We start from the raw sequence: 17,597 nt of genomic DNA, 5'->3' as shown, positions 1-17,597 counted from the left end.
AGTTAACCACAATTTAAGCAAACTGAATACTTAATTCTCCTTAACCTATCCCTCAATATCGTGTACTCTATGATAATTGTTAATACTATTGACGCTACTAGTATGTAGAGTAATACTTGATTGGTTACTGAGTAATATAGTGTTGTTGCCAGTAGGGCAATACCAATTGCTATAATGACTTTACCATATAGCTTAACAATCATAAGTGCCCCCACCGCCACTAATATTAGGCTTATTACATAGTAGAGTGAGTCTATGGCGTAGGCGTACTGCATTGCATTGTATGTTAACTGAATTGGCTTAATGTAGCCGCTTAAGTATGATGCTAAGTAAGCCAGTACTATGGTTAATAATGATATGGCTGTACTGAAGTAGAGGGCCTTATGTGGGCTCCCATATTTTGGGTGAGTATCGGAGAGCCAGGCTGGTAATAAGCCATCCCTAGCCATACCATAAAGCATCCTGGCTGTGGCATTTAATGTGGCTAAGTAGCAGCTGAACACACTAATAATAACGCTTACTGCAAACAATAATAGGCCTGGTTCACCTAAATAGTGGGCGATGAGTGTGTAAACTGGGTTAACACCCATGCCTGAAGCCTCATTCACAAAATTATCCACAGCATACTGTGAGTAACCAATGTTGACAAGTATTGAGTAAGTGACGAGTACGTATAATATGCCCATAAGCGCAGTAGCCCATAGCGTGCTCACAGGTACATTCCTCCTCGGGTCCTTAACCTCCTCAGATAATTGAGTACTAACTTCAAAACCCATGAAGTAAGTTATTGCGAAGACTAAACCACCTGATAATGCTGATAATGCACCTAAGGGGGTTGATGCGAATGCTCCATTTATGGTAAAAGGTAATGCTGAAAGCTTACTTATATTAGTAATGAAGGTTAATGCAGCGAAGATTAATAGTACAGCTATCTCAATACTGGTTAAAGTAGCCTCAGTCCTAATACTCGGCCTTATACCTAATACAGCTGGGACTAGGGCAAGCACTACTGGTATTGGTAGTAGAATGAATGGATTAATCTGTTGGCCAGTAACCGCATAAATACCCTCAACACCCAGGTAAGCAAATGCCACAGCAACTGACCCAATGCCCACTATACTGTAGAATATGGTATATACAATACCGTTTAGGAATCCAACCCTAGAGTTAATTGTATTTGCCACGTAGGCGTAAAAGCTTGCTGCATGAGGATACCTACGTGCAGTAGCGAATATTGAGTAAACTATTGTTAAGACGCCGAGTAGTGTTATTAACATGGCTAATGGCGCAGCAGCCTTAGCACTACCCATTATTAATGCAGCACCACCAGCTATACTGTATGCTGGAGCTTGACCCGCAAGTGAATTATAGAGTGAACCCAGGAAGCCCACTGAGCTTCTCTTTAATTCACGGCTAGTGGCCACAGCCATGAGTAATGGGTAATTCAAGCCGGGACTTATTTCTTATTAAACGTTTAATAAACCTAATCATGAGGAGTGCACCATGCATTAATTGAAAATTCACTAGCTCTATAGGATATTCATTTCACTGAAACTTAATAGGGCTGGGTTTAAATGTACTTAAGGTATTAAATGATTAGTAGCCGATGTATATTGCCTTAATCCTAGTGAAGAATTCAATAGCCTCCTCACCCATCTCCTTATACATGTCATTCCCTGAACCCTTAACGCCACCGTAGGGTACCCATGGTTCAAGGCCTATTGTTGGCTTATTAACCTTAACAACACCAACCTTAACACCCTCAGTGAACTTAGCTGCTTCACTAATATCCTTAGTTACTATTCCCGCTATTAGGCCGTATTCAGTGGAGTTAACTATGTCTATTGCCTCATCAAGTGTCCTATAGGTCATTACGGCCAGTACTGGGCCGAAGATCTCCTCCTTAGCTATCCTCATGTCTGGTGTTACGCCATCAAATATTGTGGGCATTACGAAGTAGCCGTGGTCAAATTCCTCACTCCCCTTTATTGGTTGACCACCATAAACTAACTTAGCTCCCTCACTCTTCCCTAACTCAATATAGCTAAGTACCTTATCATACTGCTCCTTACTGGCTAATGGCCCCATATCCACACCATTCTTTAACCCATTACCAACAACAATTTTCTTAGTCCTCTCCACAAGCTTACCTAAAACATCATCATGCATATCCTCGGGGACTAGGAATCTTGAGGTTGCTGTACATGCTTGGCCTGTTAAACCGAAGGCTGACCTAACCGTTAACTCAACGGCTAAGTTAACGTCTCCATTCTTGGATAGGACTGTGGCATTCTTGCCGCCTAACTCAAGTTGAACCCTAATGAACCTGTTCATTTTACCAATCTTCTCATTAATTTCCTTACCTGTCTGTAAACTACCTGTGAAGGTTAAGGCATCAATATCCTTATTAGTCACTAACTCATCACCAACCTCACTGGCTGACCCAGTGACTAGGTTGAGTACACCCTCTGGTAATCCTGCATCGTAGAATGCCTTAACAAGCTCATAGGCTATTGTCGGCGTTATGCTTGCAGGCTTCCAAACCACAGTATTACCTGTGGCTATTGCCGGTATTATTTTCCAGGCTGGTAATGATAATGGGAAGTTCCATGGTGTTATTACTGATATTACGCCAAGTGGTTCCCTGATAGCCATTATGATCGTGTTCTTATCCTGTGATGAAATAACCTTACCCTGGCCCCTTGTTATTAGGCCTGCATAGAACCTTAGTAGGTTAACTGTCCTAACAACTTCAAACATGCTATCTGGAATAGTCTTACCCTCCTCCAGCGTCAGTGTCTTCGCCATCTCATCAGCCCTGGACTCAATAATGTCTGCAACCTTATACAGTATCCTAGCCCTCTCCACAGGTAGTGTCTTACTCCACTTAATGAAAGCCTCCTTAGCCTTACCTATGGCCTCCCTGGCATCATCCCTCCTTAACCTGGGGAACTTAGCTATAACCTGCCTAGTATCAGCAGGATTCCTGATTTCATAGAATTCCCTATCCCGTGGAATTATGAACTTACCAATGAATACACCCCTTTCACTCATAATACTGCGTCATGTGGACTTTTTTTAAATTTCACCTATGTAACATGAATATAATGTAAGCGTATTACTGGATAATCGTTAATCAGTTCGTCCCTTCCTACATCATTAATCATCACTTCATCGACCCATCATCACCATGATTACTCACCCTGCGGAGTTTTTAACCTTACCTCATGAATTAACCTAAACTAACCATAATGCCCACTCTAAGCCATGTGTCCTTAATCCCATAATAAGAGTATTCTCTCCAGGGTAGGAATAGTCAATTACCCAGTAATCTCATTGAAAATTAATCCATTTACTTGTAATATATTGTTAATAAAGTATTATAAGGGCTCTACTTAAGCCTAACCGTGGCTTACTCTGAGCGGGTTAAGGCGCTTCTAGGGGGGATTGGGGAGTTTAGTAGGGTTAGGGTGCATTTAAAGGATGGTTCAATACTGGAGGGTTTAATATTACCTAGGCCTGAGGTTGGTGATCCTGATGTATTACTGGTGAAGCTTGAGAATGGGTACAACGCAGGCATTCATGTAGATAAGATACAGGCAGTGGAGGTTCTTGGCAAATATGAGCCACCTAAGGTTGAGGTACCACCATATGGCACAGTAATGGCTGAGAGGGGTACTGGGGGTAGGGTTAGATTTGTGGCTACTGGGGGTACTATAATGTCCAGGGTTGATTACGTCACTGGCGCTGTTTACCCAAGCTTCAGCCTAGAGGATCTTTACCTAATGTACCCTGAACTGAGGAACTTGGCGTCAATAGAGATGGTTAACTTAATGTCAATATTCAGTGAAGACATGACCCCAACCAGGTGGAGTGCAATTGCAGAGGAGGCGTGTAAAGCCTTTAATGATGGTGTTGTTGGGGTTGTTATCCTACATGGTACAGACACAATGCATTACACAGCCGCTGCATTAGCCTTCGCCCTTAAGTCAGCCCCAGGCCCAGTTGTCCTAGTGGGGGCTCAAAGGAGTAGTGATAGGCCTTCAAGCGACTCCTTCGAGAACCTCTACGCAGCAACCCTAGTGGCTTCTCAAGCCAACTTCGCTGAGTCGGTGGTTGCAATGCATGAGGGTACGAGTGATGGTGTAGTGGCTGTTCATAGGGGTGTGAGGGTTAGGAAGATGCATACGTCAAGAAGGGATGCATTCATATCAGTGAACCATGAGCCAATAGCCAGGGTATTAACTAGGGAGGGTAAGCTAATAATGAATACTAGTGATTATAAGAGGAGGGGGCAATTGGAGTGTAGTACTAAGTTTGATGATAAGGTGGCCTTAATTAAGTATTACCCAGGCATGAGTAGTGAATTACTGGATTACTTGGTGGATAAGGGTTACCACGGTATAGTGATAGAGGGTACTGGCTTTGGGCATGTAGGGGAGTGGTTACTTAAATCAATAGCTAGGGCAATTGAGTCAGGCATACCTGTGGTAATATCCAGTCAAACAATATTCGGTAGGGTTAATTTAAACGTGTATAGGAGGGGTGTGGAGTTGCTTAGGATTGGTGTAATACCAAGTGAGGATATGCATCCTGAGGCCGCCTTCGTTAAATTATCATGGGTCTTAGCCAACTCTTCAAGGGATATTAATGAGGTTAGGAGGCTGATGCTTACGCCACTTGCCTATGAGATTGATCAAAGGACAAGGCCCATTGATTATATAGTTAAGCCAAGTATATGAGGATTAGGCATTTTTAAAAGCCTGGAGCAGTTGGCTTAATTAGTGATGTTAAAGCTGCAGGCCACTGATTATTGATGAGGAACTTGGGCCTGATAATAATGCATTTTCATGCCGTGCCCTTAACTAAGGCACTTAACTATGCCATTAACCGTATCATTAGCTATCCTCTCAACCATTGAGTCAATGTTAATGAACCTACTCATCATTTGGAGAAGCCTACCTAAACTCGCATCAGCACTCCAATTAATCCTAGAGCCACCATCACTGGGTTCGATGATTATGCTTAAGTTAACTTCTATTGAACTACCAGCAGCCCTACCACTCACCCTCAACTTAACACCATTTCCAGATGCCTCAATAACCTCAATGACGGTGTCTGATGTTACCCTCCTTAATTCCGCCACTGGAACCTCATCACCTAAGTCAACCCTAAACTTAACCCTAGCCTTTGATTCACTAATTAACTCGTAATCAGTGACGTTGGGTATGCATTTAATTATTAAGCCTAAATTAGATAAAGCCCCAGCAACCTCCCGCTGGGGTTTGGTTAGGTTGAATGAACCACCATAATGTAGGTTAACCACTTAAGACCACCCCATTAACCTTCTACTATTCTTAGCTACTTCACTAAGCAGTAGCGTTAAGGCAGCAGCCCTACCCCTCTCCTCATCAATGCTGCCCTTAAAGTCTGAGGCAAGGCTACGTAGTGGATTATCCAATTCCCTTAAGTCATCATAGAGGTTAGCGCCAAACAATGGGTGATCCCTAGTCATAGATCCCTTACTTGAACCCAGTAGGCCGCTAACCTCATCACTAAGCCTCTCACCCACTAACCTACCTGTGGTGAATTTCCCCCCAATTACTGAGACTAGGTTACTTGGCTTCTCGTGTTTAATAATGGCGAAGTCCCTGGCAGCCTCCCTTGCATTAACCCCAGGCATCTTAATTAATGGCCTAACTGATGCATAAGCCCTAACTACACTCACCTTACGTAATGCTGGAACCATTCTTGAACCCTCTGATGCAAGGAAATTAACATCATCATCAGATATAGTTAAGTTATCTGGGTCATCAACTATGACTGCGGTAGTCCCAACTATCGATGATGATGCGTAGGGTAGGAGTATGTCACCATCAGAGGGCATCCTCATCCTATTAATAACCCTCCTCGTTAACCTACGATTATAAACAACCATCACACCCATCGTAGGCATCATATCAACATCAATGTTAACCATCTTAACCACCCTATATGTCCATGGGCCAGCGGTAACTACAATAATCCTCGGCCTAATCCTCCTAACATCACCAGCCACATGATCCTTAACCACAACCTCATTAATTGAATCACCACTTACATTCAAACCCACTACCTCAGCCCCCTGAATTATTAAAGCCCCCTCCCTATATGCAGATACAGCTACACTGAACATTAGGTCCTTAGCGAAAACCACCTTATCCGGAACCTCAACCACAGCCTTAACCTCAGGGTTTAAGTTAGGCTCCTCCCTAAGCGCATCCTCAGGGTTAACCTCCCTATAATTAATGTTAACTGCCCTCAACCCCTTAATGAATTGCTCCACATACTCCTCATCATCCTTATCCACAGCCACATAGTAGCCACCAGTATCCTCAACCGCGTGGGGGGCTATGCCTGCTATTATCCTATTCTCCTCAGCGCACTCTACTGCAGCCTTAGGGTCAGTTGCCACGTATCTGGCTCCACTATGGAGTAAGCCATGCATCCTACCGCTTGCCCCACTACCAATAACACTCCGCTCCAGTAGCATTACTTGGAAGCCCCTTAATGATAAGTCTAAAGTTGCAAATAAGCCATTAACCCCGCCGCCAATTACAACTACATCTGGGTTTTTAACCACCATTGAATCCTTGCTTATATTCTACATTTAAACGCATTACTAATCACCTAAGTTCATAAGCCCATGGAACCTCCTTAGCCCACCCTAAAGCCCTCTGCACAGCAGCCTTCCAACCTCTATATAGCCTCTCCCTAGCTTCAGGATCCATCCTGGGCTTAAAAACCCTATCAAGCTTCCAATTCTGCTTAATCTCATTGAGGCTCCTCCAGAAGCCAACAGCTAACCCAGCCAAGTAACCGGCGCCTAATGATGTAGTCTCAAACACTGTGGGCCTCCAAACCTCAATACCTGTTATGTCAGCTTGAAACTGCATTAGGAAATTATCCTTAGCCGCACCACCATCAACCTTAATCCTAGGTATTTTAATACCCGTATCATTCATCATTGCCTCAAGCACATCCCTAGTTAAGTAAGCTATTGACTCAAGGGCAGCCCTAGCAATATGCTTCCTCTCAGTGCCGCGGGTAATACCTATTATGAGCCCCCGGGCGTATTGATCCCAGTAGGGTGCACCTAACCCAACGAAGGCTGGTACAAGGTATAGGCCACCTGTATCTAATGCTGAGGCCGCCAATGGCTCCACCTCATCTGATACTTCAATTATCTTAAGGCCATCCCTTAACCATTGCACAGCAGCACCGGTTATGAATATGCTGCCCTCAAGCGCATACTTAGCCTCACCCTCCTTAATTGAGTAGTAGATTGTTGTTAATAGATTCATCCTAGACTTAACTGGTTTATCACCGGTATTCATTAGTATGAAGTTTCCTGTACCGTAGGTTGACTTAACCTCCCCAGTATCGAAACCCACCTGCCCAAATAATGCCGCCTGCTGATCACCAGCATCCCCACACACCGGTATGCTAACGCCACCAAGTAGTTGGGAGACCTCGGGTCCAGTGTACCCGTAGAGGTTACTATCACTTGATGGCCTTGGTAATGGTAATATATCCTCAGGTATTTTACCCTCAATCTCAAGTAGCTCATTATCCCAGTTAAGCCTATGAATGTTGAAGATCATTGTCCTGGAGGCATTACTGTAATCCGTTACATGAGCCCCACCCCTCCCTGGGGTGGCTACATCCCTATTACCCCTGGTTAGGTTCCAGATTACCCAGGTATCAATGGTACCGAAAACCACCTCACCCCTCCTAGCCTTATCCCTAAGCCCAGGTACATTATCCAGTAGCCACCAGATTTTAGTCCCGGAGAAGTAGGCATCAGGTACTAGGCCAGTCTTCTCCTGGATTACATTTAAGTAGTTTTGCCTAAGATAATCAACCGCCTGTGATGTCCTCCTATCCTGCCAAACAATTGCATTATAAACTGGTTGGCCATTCCTGGGGTCCCATATTACTGTTGTCTCACGCTGATTGGTAACTCCTATAGCTGCAATTTCCCTTGGGTTAACCTTAGTGTACTCAATCACCTCCTTAATAGCCAGCTTAACCTTCTCCCAGATCTCCAATGGATTATGCTCAACCCACGCAGGCTTAGGGTATATTTGGGCATGCTCATTGTAGGCGTAACCAATTAAGGAGCCATCACGGCTGAATAAGGCAGCCCTAGTACCGGTAGTGCCTTGATCTATTGCCAGAACATAACTGCCCTCAATCATACTTACGTTATTAAGGTTAACTACACGTATATTTAAATACATACTGCGCATAACATCAATATGGAGATAGGGCACTTCAGGTGGCTGAGTGAACATAAGGCTGATTTAAACATAGCCAGCAGCGGTATGATACCGATTAGTAGGAGTGATATTGAGCAGTTGGGTGAGCCCACAAATATCATGGAGGTGTTAAGCAATATTTACAATGCGTCCACTAAGGCTATCTCATTAACGCACGGTACACAGGAGGGTAATTTCGCCGCCTTATCCGCCATTAAGAGTATGATTGACCAGGTTGTAACAGTAGTGCCTGAATATGAACCAATTAGGATACTGCCAGGTTTCCTTGGGCTTAAGCAGGTTGAAGTTAATGTAGGTAATGGATTAAGTGAATTAATTAACTATGTTAAACCCAGGACAGCATTATTCTTCTCTAACCCAAATAATCCATTGGGTGCGTATTTAAGTAGGAGTGAGATTAGAGATATTGCTGATGAAGCGAGGAGGAAGAGTTCATACTTAATTATTGATTCAATATTCTTGGAGTTTGTCATGGATGAGTTACGCAACCTACCACTGGAGAATACAGTATACACCTTCAGTACATCAAAGTTCTACACTGTTGACTCATTTAAGATTGGTTGGATTATTGGTGATGAGGAGTTGATTCAGAAGGCAGTTAATGTAATTGACCTAGTTAGTCCACTGGTTATGGGGCTTGAAGCATCTTACGCCTCTATAATACTTCAGAACAGGGATTGGTTTAGGAGGAGGAACCTAGGCATAATTATGCCCAATCGGGAGTACTTAATGAGTATTAGTGAATCCTTAGGTGGCTTAATTAATGTGTCCTACTTCAACCACATGCCCATAGCCTACATCACCACTAAGTGTGATGTAGGTAGCCTTAAATTAGCTAATGAGTTATTAAATAAAGGAGTATTAACTGTCCCAGGTTACTACTTCGGAATTAATAATGGGGTTAGGGTTGGCTTAGGTTCGGTTAATCATGATACATTTACTAAGGCAATTAACATAGTGGCTAATGTGATTAAAGGCCTATGCACCAAGTAACTTAAATTAGCCTAAGCTTAGCCTAAGCTTAATGAAGCTTAGGACGCATATAATATTTTCAATAGGCTTAACTGCACTAATTGAGTCAGCCTTGGGAATTAGCAATATTATCCTTCTCCTGGGGTCCTCCATTGTTTTATCATACTTAATCAACTTACTCATAGATGTGCTTGGCCATGAGGAGAGAAATGGATTCACACGTAGATCACCTAGAACACACACCATGGGTAGGTCATTTGCAGTGGGTTTAATCGTAAGCATACTGGTTGCCTTATTCCTCTACTATATGTCACCCATAGGCATATATAAGGCATTAATCATTGTATTAATGGGTCCTGTAGTTGGTTGGAGCCATATGCTGCTGGATATGCTGACTGAGAATGGTATATACGTTAAGAGGAGGGGGAGGTGGGTTAGGTTCGCCCTAGCTCACTATAAGTATAATAATCCCGTCTTAAACTGGTTATTCATAATAATTGGGGTAATGCTACTAATAAAATCACTACTAATAATATATTAATGGAAATGCTCTTCCTAATTCACTTATGAATATGGCATAATTACTTAATTAACCATAAAAATGAGCATTATGAATGAACAATCCATTAATGAATGCGTATTACAATACCAATAATGGTGAAGCTTAGGTTAAAATAGGGTCATTAAAATGGATGAGGGTTAGGGAATTAGCAATAATCAATTAGATTTTAGAGGCGATTACTGATTAGGCATTAATATTGGCTTCTTATTGCATTAATCAGTATTGCTTAATCTATTACTGTAATCACCACTACTTAAGTTAATCTTAGTAATATTTTCCTTACTTGAATTTAACATTAATTCGCCATTCTTAATACTGCTAATTAATTCTTCAACCTTACTCTTCGCAATACTCCTAACCTCATCAATGGGCTTACCCTTAGGGTCTGGAATATTCCACTCAATGAGCTTAACCTTCATGGCCCTTAACATTGGTGCTGGGCAAACCTCCTCTATTGAGCAACCCATGGTCACAACCACATCAGCCCACTTAATCATATCCATGGTCAGTAACTTAGGCTTATGCCCACTAATATCAATATTAACTTCCTTCATTACCTCAACTACAGTTGGATTAATGTTCCAGTACTCATTGCCTCAACACCCAGCAGCCTGGTAAAGGCCTCAGCCATCTGGCTTCTGGCAGCATTCTCAACGCATGTAAATAGTATTTTCACTGGCTTATCCATATGATGGCTTACAAATAAGCATTAATAAAGTTTATATGCATATAGTTAGTATTCTATATAGGGTAGAGGTAGCGCTCTGTAAGCTCAGGAATCAGCGGCATCATCAGTAATCAGTGCTGCAAACCATCATCACTTACACTTAACCCTCACGCATTCATTAATATACTTAACTAATAACTCAACCCACCTCAATTCAATTAATCCTCCATAAGCCTTTAAAGGGCGGCTATTTCATTATTTCAAGTAATCAAGTATTGAATTATCCCTACGCCTACTCCTCCACTCATCCTCCTCGGTAATACAATTGACACCGTAGCTACTGCATAGTTGTGTTAATTCATCCACCACCCTCCTCCACCAATTGGTAGTTGGCGTCGGGTTAATGTTTAACTTAGCCTTCATTAATTTCACCGCCATCTCCCTTGGCCTAAACTTATCTATTATTAATTGGCTATTAGTCTCCTTAGCCAGTTTAATTATTGGCTCATAATCGAGCCTGGAGTCATTAATGCCTGGTATTATTGGGCCTAGGAATATCCACGTCCTCACACCAGCCTTAGCCAGCTTCCTAATGGTCATTGCCCTAACTAATGGTGCTGGGGTATTTGGTTCAATTAACTTATATGAATCCCTCATTGTGGTTATTGTTAAGCCAACATCAACCATCTCACCACATTGCCTAAGGACATCAATATCCCTAATCACTAGGGCTGACTTAGTCTGAACACTAACATGAAACCCTGAATCACAAAGTAGGCTTAATGCCCTCTCACTTAACCTATACTTCGACTCAATTGGCTGATATGGGTCAGTTATTGTCGATAATCCCACAATACCCCTCCTAAGCACCTTAACCTCACTACTGAGCACCTCAATTAAATTAACCTTAACGTAAACAACCTCACCCCACTTAATGGCCGGCTCCCCCTTGGTGAAGTCCCTTGCGTAGCAGTATAGGCACCCATGTTGGCAACCTAAATATGGGTTAAGGGCATAGTCATATTCAGGTAGGCCGGATTTACTTAAAGCCCTCTTAACCTTAATCTCCTTAATAATTAGACTCATAGTAACCTAGCCTCCCTCAACCTCCTTAATACGTAGGATTTTGAGGCCCACTTTGCTAATGGTAATTTAAGTTGACTTGAAGCAAACTTGAGGGCTTCATCAAGGCTACTGAAGCTTGTGTACTCACCCTTAAACATGGCTCTAGCATTCTCCCTAACGAACCAAACACCAACAGGTATATTGAATCCTGGGTAAATCTCCCTCCAAAGAATTACGGCTGCCTGCCTACGCATACTATTAAGCGCCTCAGCTGCAGCTAGCCTGGCTGCGTAGTAGCATCCACCAATGCTTGGATACGTATCCCTACCCCAGTAGCCTTCAGCATCAACCTCAACCACTGGCTCACTACCCCAGGTATTCCAAGTGCTTCCAGGCCACCATGCCTCACCCCACTCGTAGAGCCAAGTATGTGGGGCAAGTATACCTAAGAATAAGTTGCTGTTACTCCTCCTAACGTAAACCCTGTACTCACTTAACTCTGGGTAATCCTTAACTTTATCAATAAGCCTATTTGAAACCTCCTCATCAACGGCGGTTATAGACCATCTTGTTGGTACAAGTCTCCTAGCCCTACCCCTGCCTATAGCCCCAATGCTCATTAACCTTGATATAACGTGAACATCAATGCCTGAGCCATAAAGCATCCAAACTGCATCATTAGCCTTTAAATCCACGTCCGAGTAAGCCTTCTCCACGGCCCTGGTTGGTTGAGGGGTTGTGGATAATTTAATGCTCCTTAATGGGGCTGAGGGGCCTATTGGTGGTTCCTGTTCATTAAGGGTTACATTACCCTTAATAGGCTTAGCTAATGTTAATTCAGCATCCACGGGTCCGCTTGAAATAGCCATTACCTGTATATCGTGAAGTTGCCTAGGTGGGTTCCTTGGGTCATTAATATTAAAGGCTATTGAACCCCTAATTAACGTGAGCCTACTTGATAGGAAATCTTCAAGCCTCATATTCAGCCAAACCCTAGGCTCCTCAAGCCAACTGGTGTTTCCATGTGTGGGTGGGGTGGCTGGGTAAACCCTAACCTTAGGGTAACCTAACCTACCAACCATGACGCTTGGAGGTGAGGAACCATTAACATCCTGCTTACCCTCAAGAGGCTTAATCCTCCTAAGCGTCCATTTATTCACTAGTATTGGGCAGTAGGCTAATCCACATAGGTTATATTCCCCACGGCACCTAATGCATAATTCAGGATTAATACGCACTGTACATTAATAGCGCCTAGGATGGTTAAATACCTTTCACTCAATGTGAATACGCACTTACCTTAATGTGTTTTATGGTGCCCTGCCTAGCGTTTAAGTATCCTGACTCCTATTACGTCCTGGAAGAACCTAATGGTCTCCTCCCTAGTTACCCTATGGGCCTTACCTACATCCGCCCTTGCCCTACGCCTATACTGAACCCTATATCCAGGTCTAGCTAAGGTTACTGCAACATCAAAACCAAATATGCCTAATGCCGGCTCATACCTGGAGCCAGGCACAAGTATGTGTTCCCTAATCCCGAAGCTCACATTACCCGCATTGAAGCTCTCCTCCTTAAGCGTGAAGTCAACTGCGGCTAAGGCCCTGAGTAGGAACCAGACCGCCTCATTTTTCCTTAAGGTGACTAATAGGCCTATTGGCTCACCCCTCCTTATTCCGAAGTCCTTTATTGACTTATGCGCAAGCCTATATGATGGCGTCCTCCCGGTTAACTCCGCCATAACCTTAGCAGCCTTCTCAAGCCTCTCGCCACTCTGCCCAATCCCCATATTAACGGCAACGCTCCATATGAATACCCTCCTCATTGGGTGGCCTGCATCAAGCGTGAACTTCCTCCAGTCCAGGTCGCTGGGTTTTATTGTCCTTAAGTCAACAGTTGATAGGTCAATGGCCGGCATCACTCAGTCACCTTTACCACTGGTGATTCCTTACCAATAACCAGTAGGTAGTCTAGGATTGTTTTGAACTCCCCCTCCTTAGCCTTAACTGTGGCTATAGCATCCCTCTTCTTAAATGACCTAACCCAGTTAATTAAAGTGCCGTGTTTCCCAACGTTAATACCGTTAAAGGCTATTACGTATTGGTTAGGCTGCATTGGGTAATAATCCATTAACTTACCGTCCTCAAGGCTAACTACAACGCTTCCAAGGGTCTCATATTTCCTGCCCTCATCCTGGTCAACAATGATGTTCCTCCCATCATGTAGGTTTAACTGAATCTTACCTGCCTTAACCATGGTCTTATCCTCAATTCTGCATACCTTTACACCGGCCTCAGCCTTATCAATCTTAATGGGTTTTAGGAAGTTAACTGGGTCAGGTACAATCCTGTAGTATTCGCTTATTGGTGTTAACTCAATAACATCCATTAAGCCAACTGGGTACTTGTAATCCCTCCTAACCTTACCATCAATCTTAACGTAACCCTTACCTATTATTAACCTCGCCTCCTTAAGCGTCTTAGCATAGTGGAATACGTCCCTAAGAAGCACTGCAAGAGGTATGCTTGAGTTGGCTGGGTGGGGGCCTGGGCTTGGTTTAATTGACCATGGTACCCCCTTCCTCTCCACAGGCCACCATTCAGGCGATGCCGACCTCCTTAAGTGCGTCATGATTGACCACCCTGCTGAGGTGTTATAACTTCCCTGCCACCTGCCTTAGCCTCCCTAGCCTTCCTAATCCTCTCAATTGCAGTAACCCTAGCCTTATCGCTTTGGTCAAGCTCCACAATAATTACCTTGGATGGGTGTATTGGGTAATATAAAGCCTCACCACTGGGTTTCTTGAATGATGCCGAGTCAACGTATATCCTCACCCTCCTGTAATCAACCCTAGTCACTTTACCCCTAGTACCCTTAAAATCCCCCCTCATTATTAAAACAGTATCCCCAACCCTAACAGGTATCCTCCTTATACCCAATTGCCTCTGAAGATCCTTAGATAATGGTGCAGTCAATAACTTACGCCTAGCATGCCAGGGTGCCTTGGCAAGCGCCTTATGCTGCTTCCTAGGTTGGCTTGATGATGTTAACACAGGCATGTTATTATCCTTAAACCCACGCTTAATCGCCCTTATAAAATTAACTATAAGTCACCTGAATGCAATGCCCCTTAACTTCATTAACTAGTGATAACGCGTATTGAAAAGCCTTCCTCAATAACTCATTACTTATTGAACACTCTCCACTTAAACCCCTCAATGACCTTAATAAACACTGAATAACCATAATATACTCACCGCTTAGAGATTCATTCGGCTCAATCTCGCCTACGTTTAACTTAATTAGCCTTAATGATTGAGCCAAGGCATATATGCCCAATACCTTAATTAACTCATCATTATTAATACCTAATTCAGCGGCGTCAATTATAGTGTTCTGAACCTCAGAATGCATTCTATCAAGGAAGCTCCCGGAGCCGCAGGTATTCATTAATTCCACCACTAACTCATCAATATTAAGCATCAGTTAATTGAGATTCATGGGTTTATAAATGAAACTTCATAATTTACTGCAAGTAATTTTAATTCATTAGGCCAATGAGGAGGCTACTGAGAAGCCTTTTAAAAGGGGTGTTTTAATTTAGGTTGCGTGAAGATAAAGTACTATGAATGGGTTAGGCATGGTATAACTGAACCATTACTTAAGGTTCAAGTATATAAGAAGGTTGAGGATGGTAAGATTGTGGCAATGTATGATATAATGTATTACTCAAATAAGTTAATAACAGTGTATGAGAATTCAACATTAGATGGACCAGTCATAGTTGAGGAGAATGATGAAGTAAACCTAGCTAACGTACTTAAGTTAATTAGGAAGTACTATGATGAGGCTAATGACGACTTAATAATAAGGGGGGAAAGGTACCTTGGAGAGAAGCTCATTGAATTAATTGCACTAGAGGAGTCTGAGTAATCTTAACTTAAAAATCAATTAGTCTGGTGATTTCAATTTACTGCTAACTCTACTATGAACCTCATTAATAAGCTTCTCAATCCTAACGATGGCTGCATTAACGTGAGGTATGATGCTTTATCCTTCATGGAAGCATATATACATTGAATCAACAGTAAGCATCCTCAACACAATTACCTAAAATATGAAGTCAATGTAATTCCATAAATCCTCCCACCTCACGCCTATAACTACGCACAATTCACTTGAGGGTGAATAACTAGGTATTTTATGGTTACTCTTGGGTTCATTATACTGACGGCTCTCTACCCTGAGGGGGTCTCTTCCCACTAGGACTTACTGCCACTCTTCTAGAGCCCTCCATGATGATGGCAGCACTATTCAATGCCCACCACCAGCATCGGGTAGTGCGGCTCATTACCTGTTAGGCTCACCACACACCAATTACATCTCTAATTAAATGTAGGATTTTAAACCTTCTAGCCACTCTTTATATGAGTGAATCCTCGTGGAGACTGGGCATGTCCTACTTTAATGAGGGCGTTAAGGCTAGTGCTAGTAGGGTTAGGGTTTTACCAGTATGTTTTTCGGGAAGAGGGGAATTTAGTTTGGTTAAGCTTGGATCCGGTAGAGTTTGGGTTAGGAGCGTAAGTAGGCAGTAGGTGATCATGGGCTCATGCTTGAAATAACCCAAGTGGTTAAAGGTGGTTGATGGTACGCCAAATTCAAGGGCCAAACATAATCAATACTGTGGGTTTATTACAATACCTATACTCCCATGATTCAAGTGAATTTATTGCTAAATGTGAAGTAATGTATTAATTATTAACTCACCATACTGTTCACCTAAGCGTGATTTTGCCATCCTAGATTCATTATGGCCTCCCTGGGTTTTCGAGAACCGTAGAGTCATGAACCCTAAGCAACGGGGTGAACCACTACGGTGAGGGAACTCAAGGCCACAGAACTCGGGAAGCCTTTAAGCCCGGCTTAGGGATAATAAAGATTTATTAGATTCTGCATTAATTAGAATATAGAGTTGGGTGAGCCGTTAATATGAACAATAATAATAAAGAATTAAGCCCACTGACAGCCTTATGCTTGAAGATAATGGGCTTCTACACTAAGTTTAATATTTCTCATCATGACTGAATCCTGTGAGGAGGGTGGAGGACTGGTTGAGGCAGGCGGAGGGGGACTTGGAGGAAGCTAGGTATGCGGAAGCTGGAGGATATTACGATGTTCCCTTGAAAGTGGATCCAGTCTTCATGAATACTGAAGTGTTCTTAAAGAAGTTAAGGAATGGAGTACCATTCATTTTGCAGATAATTAAGGAGGGAAAGGTTATTGAAAAAGATGAAGAGTTCTAGAAAGAGATTATTCTAGAGATTTATAATAAAGTTAGGTCCCTCTACGACAGGAGAGGGAAGGTATGGGTAAGGAAGAACTTTACTGCAAATACGTAGCTTCACTAATACTATGCTAAATACTACATACTACTTATTATTTAAAAATATGGATGCCATTCCTCAATAGAATAACAGAATAGAAGAGATGTAAAGAATTTTAATTTTTAATGAAATGTACAAAATAATGGCTAATAAACTTAAATATACCTAGGAAGAATAGAAAGATCTTAATACTCCCACTTCCTAAAGATCCCCATCTTACGTTTTATTCCAGTTAAGTGGTTTGCAGGGAGTTGTAAAACTTAAAAAATGATGGAAGTCATATTTAAATCATTTAACACATTACTAAGAAATACTAAATAGCGGGTAAAATTTATTAAGTATTCTAGTGTATTACTGGTATGCATAATCTGAGTATACGGGGGNNGGGGGAATTTGCATCTTTGAGTACTGCTCTTGGTGAGGTTAGTAATGTTTTTAGTCATGTATATAGGAGTATTTTATCGTCTCCTAATGGAGTCTTCATATTCTTCATTGCCTTACCTAATAAGTCTGGTTCATTAGCTAGGCTAACATCATTGTTAGCTGAATTAGGGTTAAACCTACTACTGGCTTATGCATATACAGCCAATGAGGAGTTGGCAATGGCGTTATTAATCTATGAGGCC

The 17,597-nt window shown here is 42.5% G+C and carries 19 protein-coding genes; 6 read left to right on the top strand and 13 right to left on the bottom strand.

Annotated features, from left to right (window positions below):
- Positions 1-2: 2 nt before the first annotated feature.
- Both BP896_RS00950 and BP896_RS00945 read right to left on the bottom strand, forming a co-directional pair.
- Positions 3-1,448, bottom strand: coding sequence for an APC family permease (locus BP896_RS00950; RefSeq protein ID WP_291764733.1), 1,446 nt, complete (start codon positions 1,446-1,448; stop codon positions 3-5).
- Between the two features lie 148 nt (positions 1,449-1,596).
- Entirely contained in the window at positions 1,597-3,054 is a 1,458-nt protein-coding gene (locus tag BP896_RS00945; RefSeq protein ID WP_291764730.1) for an aldehyde dehydrogenase family protein, read from the bottom strand.
- A gap of 353 nt (positions 3,055-3,407) precedes the next feature.
- Between BP896_RS00945 and gatD the strand changes: the two genes are divergently transcribed.
- On the top strand, positions 3,408-4,742 hold the full coding sequence (gene gatD / locus BP896_RS00940) for a Glu-tRNA(Gln) amidotransferase subunit GatD (protein WP_291764728.1): 1,335 nt from the start codon (positions 3,408-3,410) through the stop codon (positions 4,740-4,742).
- Between the two features lie 119 nt (positions 4,743-4,861).
- Here the strand turns inward: gatD and BP896_RS00935 are convergent, their stop codons facing one another.
- The 3 genes from BP896_RS00935 to glpK are packed head-to-tail and all read right to left on the bottom strand — an operon-like array spanning position 4,862 to position 8,237.
- The gene (locus BP896_RS00935) at positions 4,862-5,326 is read right to left on the bottom strand and encodes an SRPBCC domain-containing protein (RefSeq protein WP_291764726.1); all 465 of its coding nucleotides are present in this window, start codon (positions 5,324-5,326) and stop codon (positions 4,862-4,864) included.
- Positions 5,327-6,625, bottom strand: coding sequence for an FAD-dependent oxidoreductase (locus BP896_RS00930; protein WP_291764725.1), 1,299 nt, complete (start codon positions 6,623-6,625; stop codon positions 5,327-5,329).
- 40 nt (positions 6,626-6,665) lie between these two features.
- Positions 6,666-8,237 (bottom strand): glycerol kinase GlpK, encoded by a 1,572-nt coding sequence (glpK, locus tag BP896_RS00925; RefSeq protein WP_349681908.1) that lies wholly within the window; start codon positions 8,235-8,237, stop codon positions 6,666-6,668.
- Between the two features lie 63 nt (positions 8,238-8,300).
- Here glpK and BP896_RS00920 point away from each other — a divergent pair, with 63 nt between their 5' ends.
- Both BP896_RS00920 and BP896_RS00915 read left to right on the top strand, forming a co-directional pair.
- A complete protein-coding gene (locus BP896_RS00920; RefSeq protein WP_291764721.1) occupies positions 8,301-9,314 on the top strand; it encodes a pyridoxal phosphate-dependent aminotransferase in 1,014 nt (337 codons plus the stop codon).
- A 31-nt stretch (positions 9,315-9,345) separates the two neighbouring features.
- Entirely contained in the window at positions 9,346-9,834 is a 489-nt protein-coding gene (locus BP896_RS00915) for a DUF1286 domain-containing protein (RefSeq protein WP_291764719.1), read from the top strand.
- Positions 9,835-10,067: 233 nt separating this feature from the next.
- Here the strand turns inward: BP896_RS00915 and BP896_RS00910 are convergent, their stop codons facing one another.
- The 8 genes from BP896_RS00910 to BP896_RS00875 all read right to left on the bottom strand — a co-directional run bounded on the left by BP896_RS00910 (position 10,068) and on the right by BP896_RS00875 (position 15,070).
- Positions 10,068-10,409: a hypothetical protein gene (locus BP896_RS00910; RefSeq protein ID WP_291764718.1), complete on the bottom strand. Its 342-nt coding sequence runs from the start codon at positions 10,407-10,409 to the stop codon at positions 10,068-10,070.
- 8 nt (positions 10,410-10,417) lie between these two features.
- Positions 10,418-10,543, bottom strand: coding sequence for a hypothetical protein (locus BP896_RS00905; RefSeq protein ID WP_291764716.1), 126 nt, complete (start codon positions 10,541-10,543; stop codon positions 10,418-10,420).
- A gap of 234 nt (positions 10,544-10,777) precedes the next feature.
- Positions 10,778-11,608 carry an SPL family radical SAM protein gene (locus BP896_RS00900; protein WP_291764714.1) on the bottom strand — a complete coding sequence of 277 codons (831 nt, stop codon included), beginning with the start codon at positions 11,606-11,608 and terminating at the stop codon, positions 10,778-10,780.
- Positions 11,605-12,825 carry an Nre family DNA repair protein gene (locus tag BP896_RS00895; RefSeq protein ID WP_291764712.1) on the bottom strand — a complete coding sequence of 407 codons (1,221 nt, stop codon included), beginning with the start codon at positions 12,823-12,825 and terminating at the stop codon, positions 11,605-11,607. Before BP896_RS00895 ends, BP896_RS00900 begins: the two co-directional genes overlap by 4 nt.
- A gap of 86 nt (positions 12,826-12,911) precedes the next feature.
- Positions 12,912-13,412 carry a 50S ribosomal protein L5 gene (locus BP896_RS00890; protein ID WP_349681907.1) on the bottom strand — a complete coding sequence of 167 codons (501 nt, stop codon included), beginning with the start codon at positions 13,410-13,412 and terminating at the stop codon, positions 12,912-12,914.
- Between the two features lie 92 nt (positions 13,413-13,504).
- Positions 13,505-14,218: a 30S ribosomal protein S4e gene (locus BP896_RS00885; protein WP_291764710.1), complete on the bottom strand. Its 714-nt coding sequence runs from the start codon at positions 14,216-14,218 to the stop codon at positions 13,505-13,507.
- Positions 14,215-14,646 (bottom strand): 50S ribosomal protein L24, encoded by a 432-nt coding sequence (gene rplX, locus BP896_RS00880; RefSeq protein WP_291764708.1) that lies wholly within the window; start codon positions 14,644-14,646, stop codon positions 14,215-14,217. Before rplX ends, BP896_RS00885 begins: the two co-directional genes overlap by 4 nt.
- Before the next feature lie 40 nt (positions 14,647-14,686).
- Positions 14,687-15,070, bottom strand: coding sequence for a hypothetical protein (locus tag BP896_RS00875; protein WP_291764706.1), 384 nt, complete (start codon positions 15,068-15,070; stop codon positions 14,687-14,689).
- Between the two features lie 126 nt (positions 15,071-15,196).
- Between BP896_RS00875 and BP896_RS00870 the strand changes: the two genes are divergently transcribed.
- The 3 genes from BP896_RS00870 to BP896_RS00860 all read left to right on the top strand — a co-directional run bounded on the left by BP896_RS00870 (position 15,197) and on the right by BP896_RS00860 (position 16,890).
- Positions 15,197-15,520, top strand: coding sequence for a hypothetical protein (locus BP896_RS00870; RefSeq protein WP_291764705.1), 324 nt, complete (start codon positions 15,197-15,199; stop codon positions 15,518-15,520).
- 521 nt (positions 15,521-16,041) lie between these two features.
- On the top strand, positions 16,042-16,182 hold the full coding sequence (locus tag BP896_RS00865; protein WP_291764703.1) for a hypothetical protein: 141 nt from the start codon (positions 16,042-16,044) through the stop codon (positions 16,180-16,182).
- A gap of 495 nt (positions 16,183-16,677) precedes the next feature.
- A complete protein-coding gene (locus BP896_RS00860; RefSeq protein ID WP_291764701.1) occupies positions 16,678-16,890 on the top strand; it encodes a hypothetical protein in 213 nt (70 codons plus the stop codon).
- The last annotated feature ends 707 nt before the right edge of the window (positions 16,891-17,597 follow it).

The sequence above is a fragment of the Caldivirga sp. UBA161 genome, from assembly GCF_002506515.1.
In the GTDB taxonomy this organism is placed as follows: domain Archaea; phylum Thermoproteota; class Thermoprotei; order Thermoproteales; family Thermocladiaceae; genus Caldivirga.
Note: the sequence above shows the minus strand (reverse complement) of the source record. Positions and strands in the feature narration are given on the sequence as shown.

Coding starts and splice junctions, on each gene's coding strand:
- BP896_RS00920 (WP_291764721.1), top strand. CDS start 8,301: ATGGAGATAGGGCACTTCAGGTGGCTGAGTGAACATAAGGCTGATTTA.
- BP896_RS00865 (WP_291764703.1), top strand. CDS start 16,042: ATGTCCTACTTTAATGAGGGCGTTAAGGCTAGTGCTAGTAGGGTTAGG.
- BP896_RS00910 (WP_291764718.1), bottom strand. CDS start 10,409: ATGAAGGAAGTTAATATTGATATTAGTGGGCATAAGCCTAAGTTACTG.
- BP896_RS00915 (WP_291764719.1), top strand. CDS start 9,346: ATGAAGCTTAGGACGCATATAATATTTTCAATAGGCTTAACTGCACTA.
- BP896_RS00905 (WP_291764716.1), bottom strand. CDS start 10,543: ATGGATAAGCCAGTGAAAATACTATTTACATGCGTTGAGAATGCTGCC.
- BP896_RS00930 (WP_291764725.1), bottom strand. CDS start 6,625: ATGGTGGTTAAAAACCCAGATGTAGTTGTAATTGGCGGCGGGGTTAAT.
- BP896_RS00945 (WP_291764730.1), bottom strand. CDS start 3,054: ATGAGTGAAAGGGGTGTATTCATTGGTAAGTTCATAATTCCACGGGAT.
- BP896_RS00890 (WP_349681907.1), bottom strand. CDS start 13,412: ATGAGGAGGGTATTCATATGGAGCGTTGCCGTTAATATGGGGATTGGG.
- BP896_RS00885 (WP_291764710.1), bottom strand. CDS start 14,218: ATGACGCACTTAAGGAGGTCGGCATCGCCTGAATGGTGGCCTGTGGAG.
- rplX (WP_291764708.1), bottom strand. CDS start 14,646: ATGCCTGTGTTAACATCATCAAGCCAACCTAGGAAGCAGCATAAGGCG.
- BP896_RS00875 (WP_291764706.1), bottom strand. CDS start 15,070: ATGCTTAATATTGATGAGTTAGTGGTGGAATTAATGAATACCTGCGGC.
- BP896_RS00900 (WP_291764714.1), bottom strand. CDS start 11,608: ATGAGTCTAATTATTAAGGAGATTAAGGTTAAGAGGGCTTTAAGTAAA.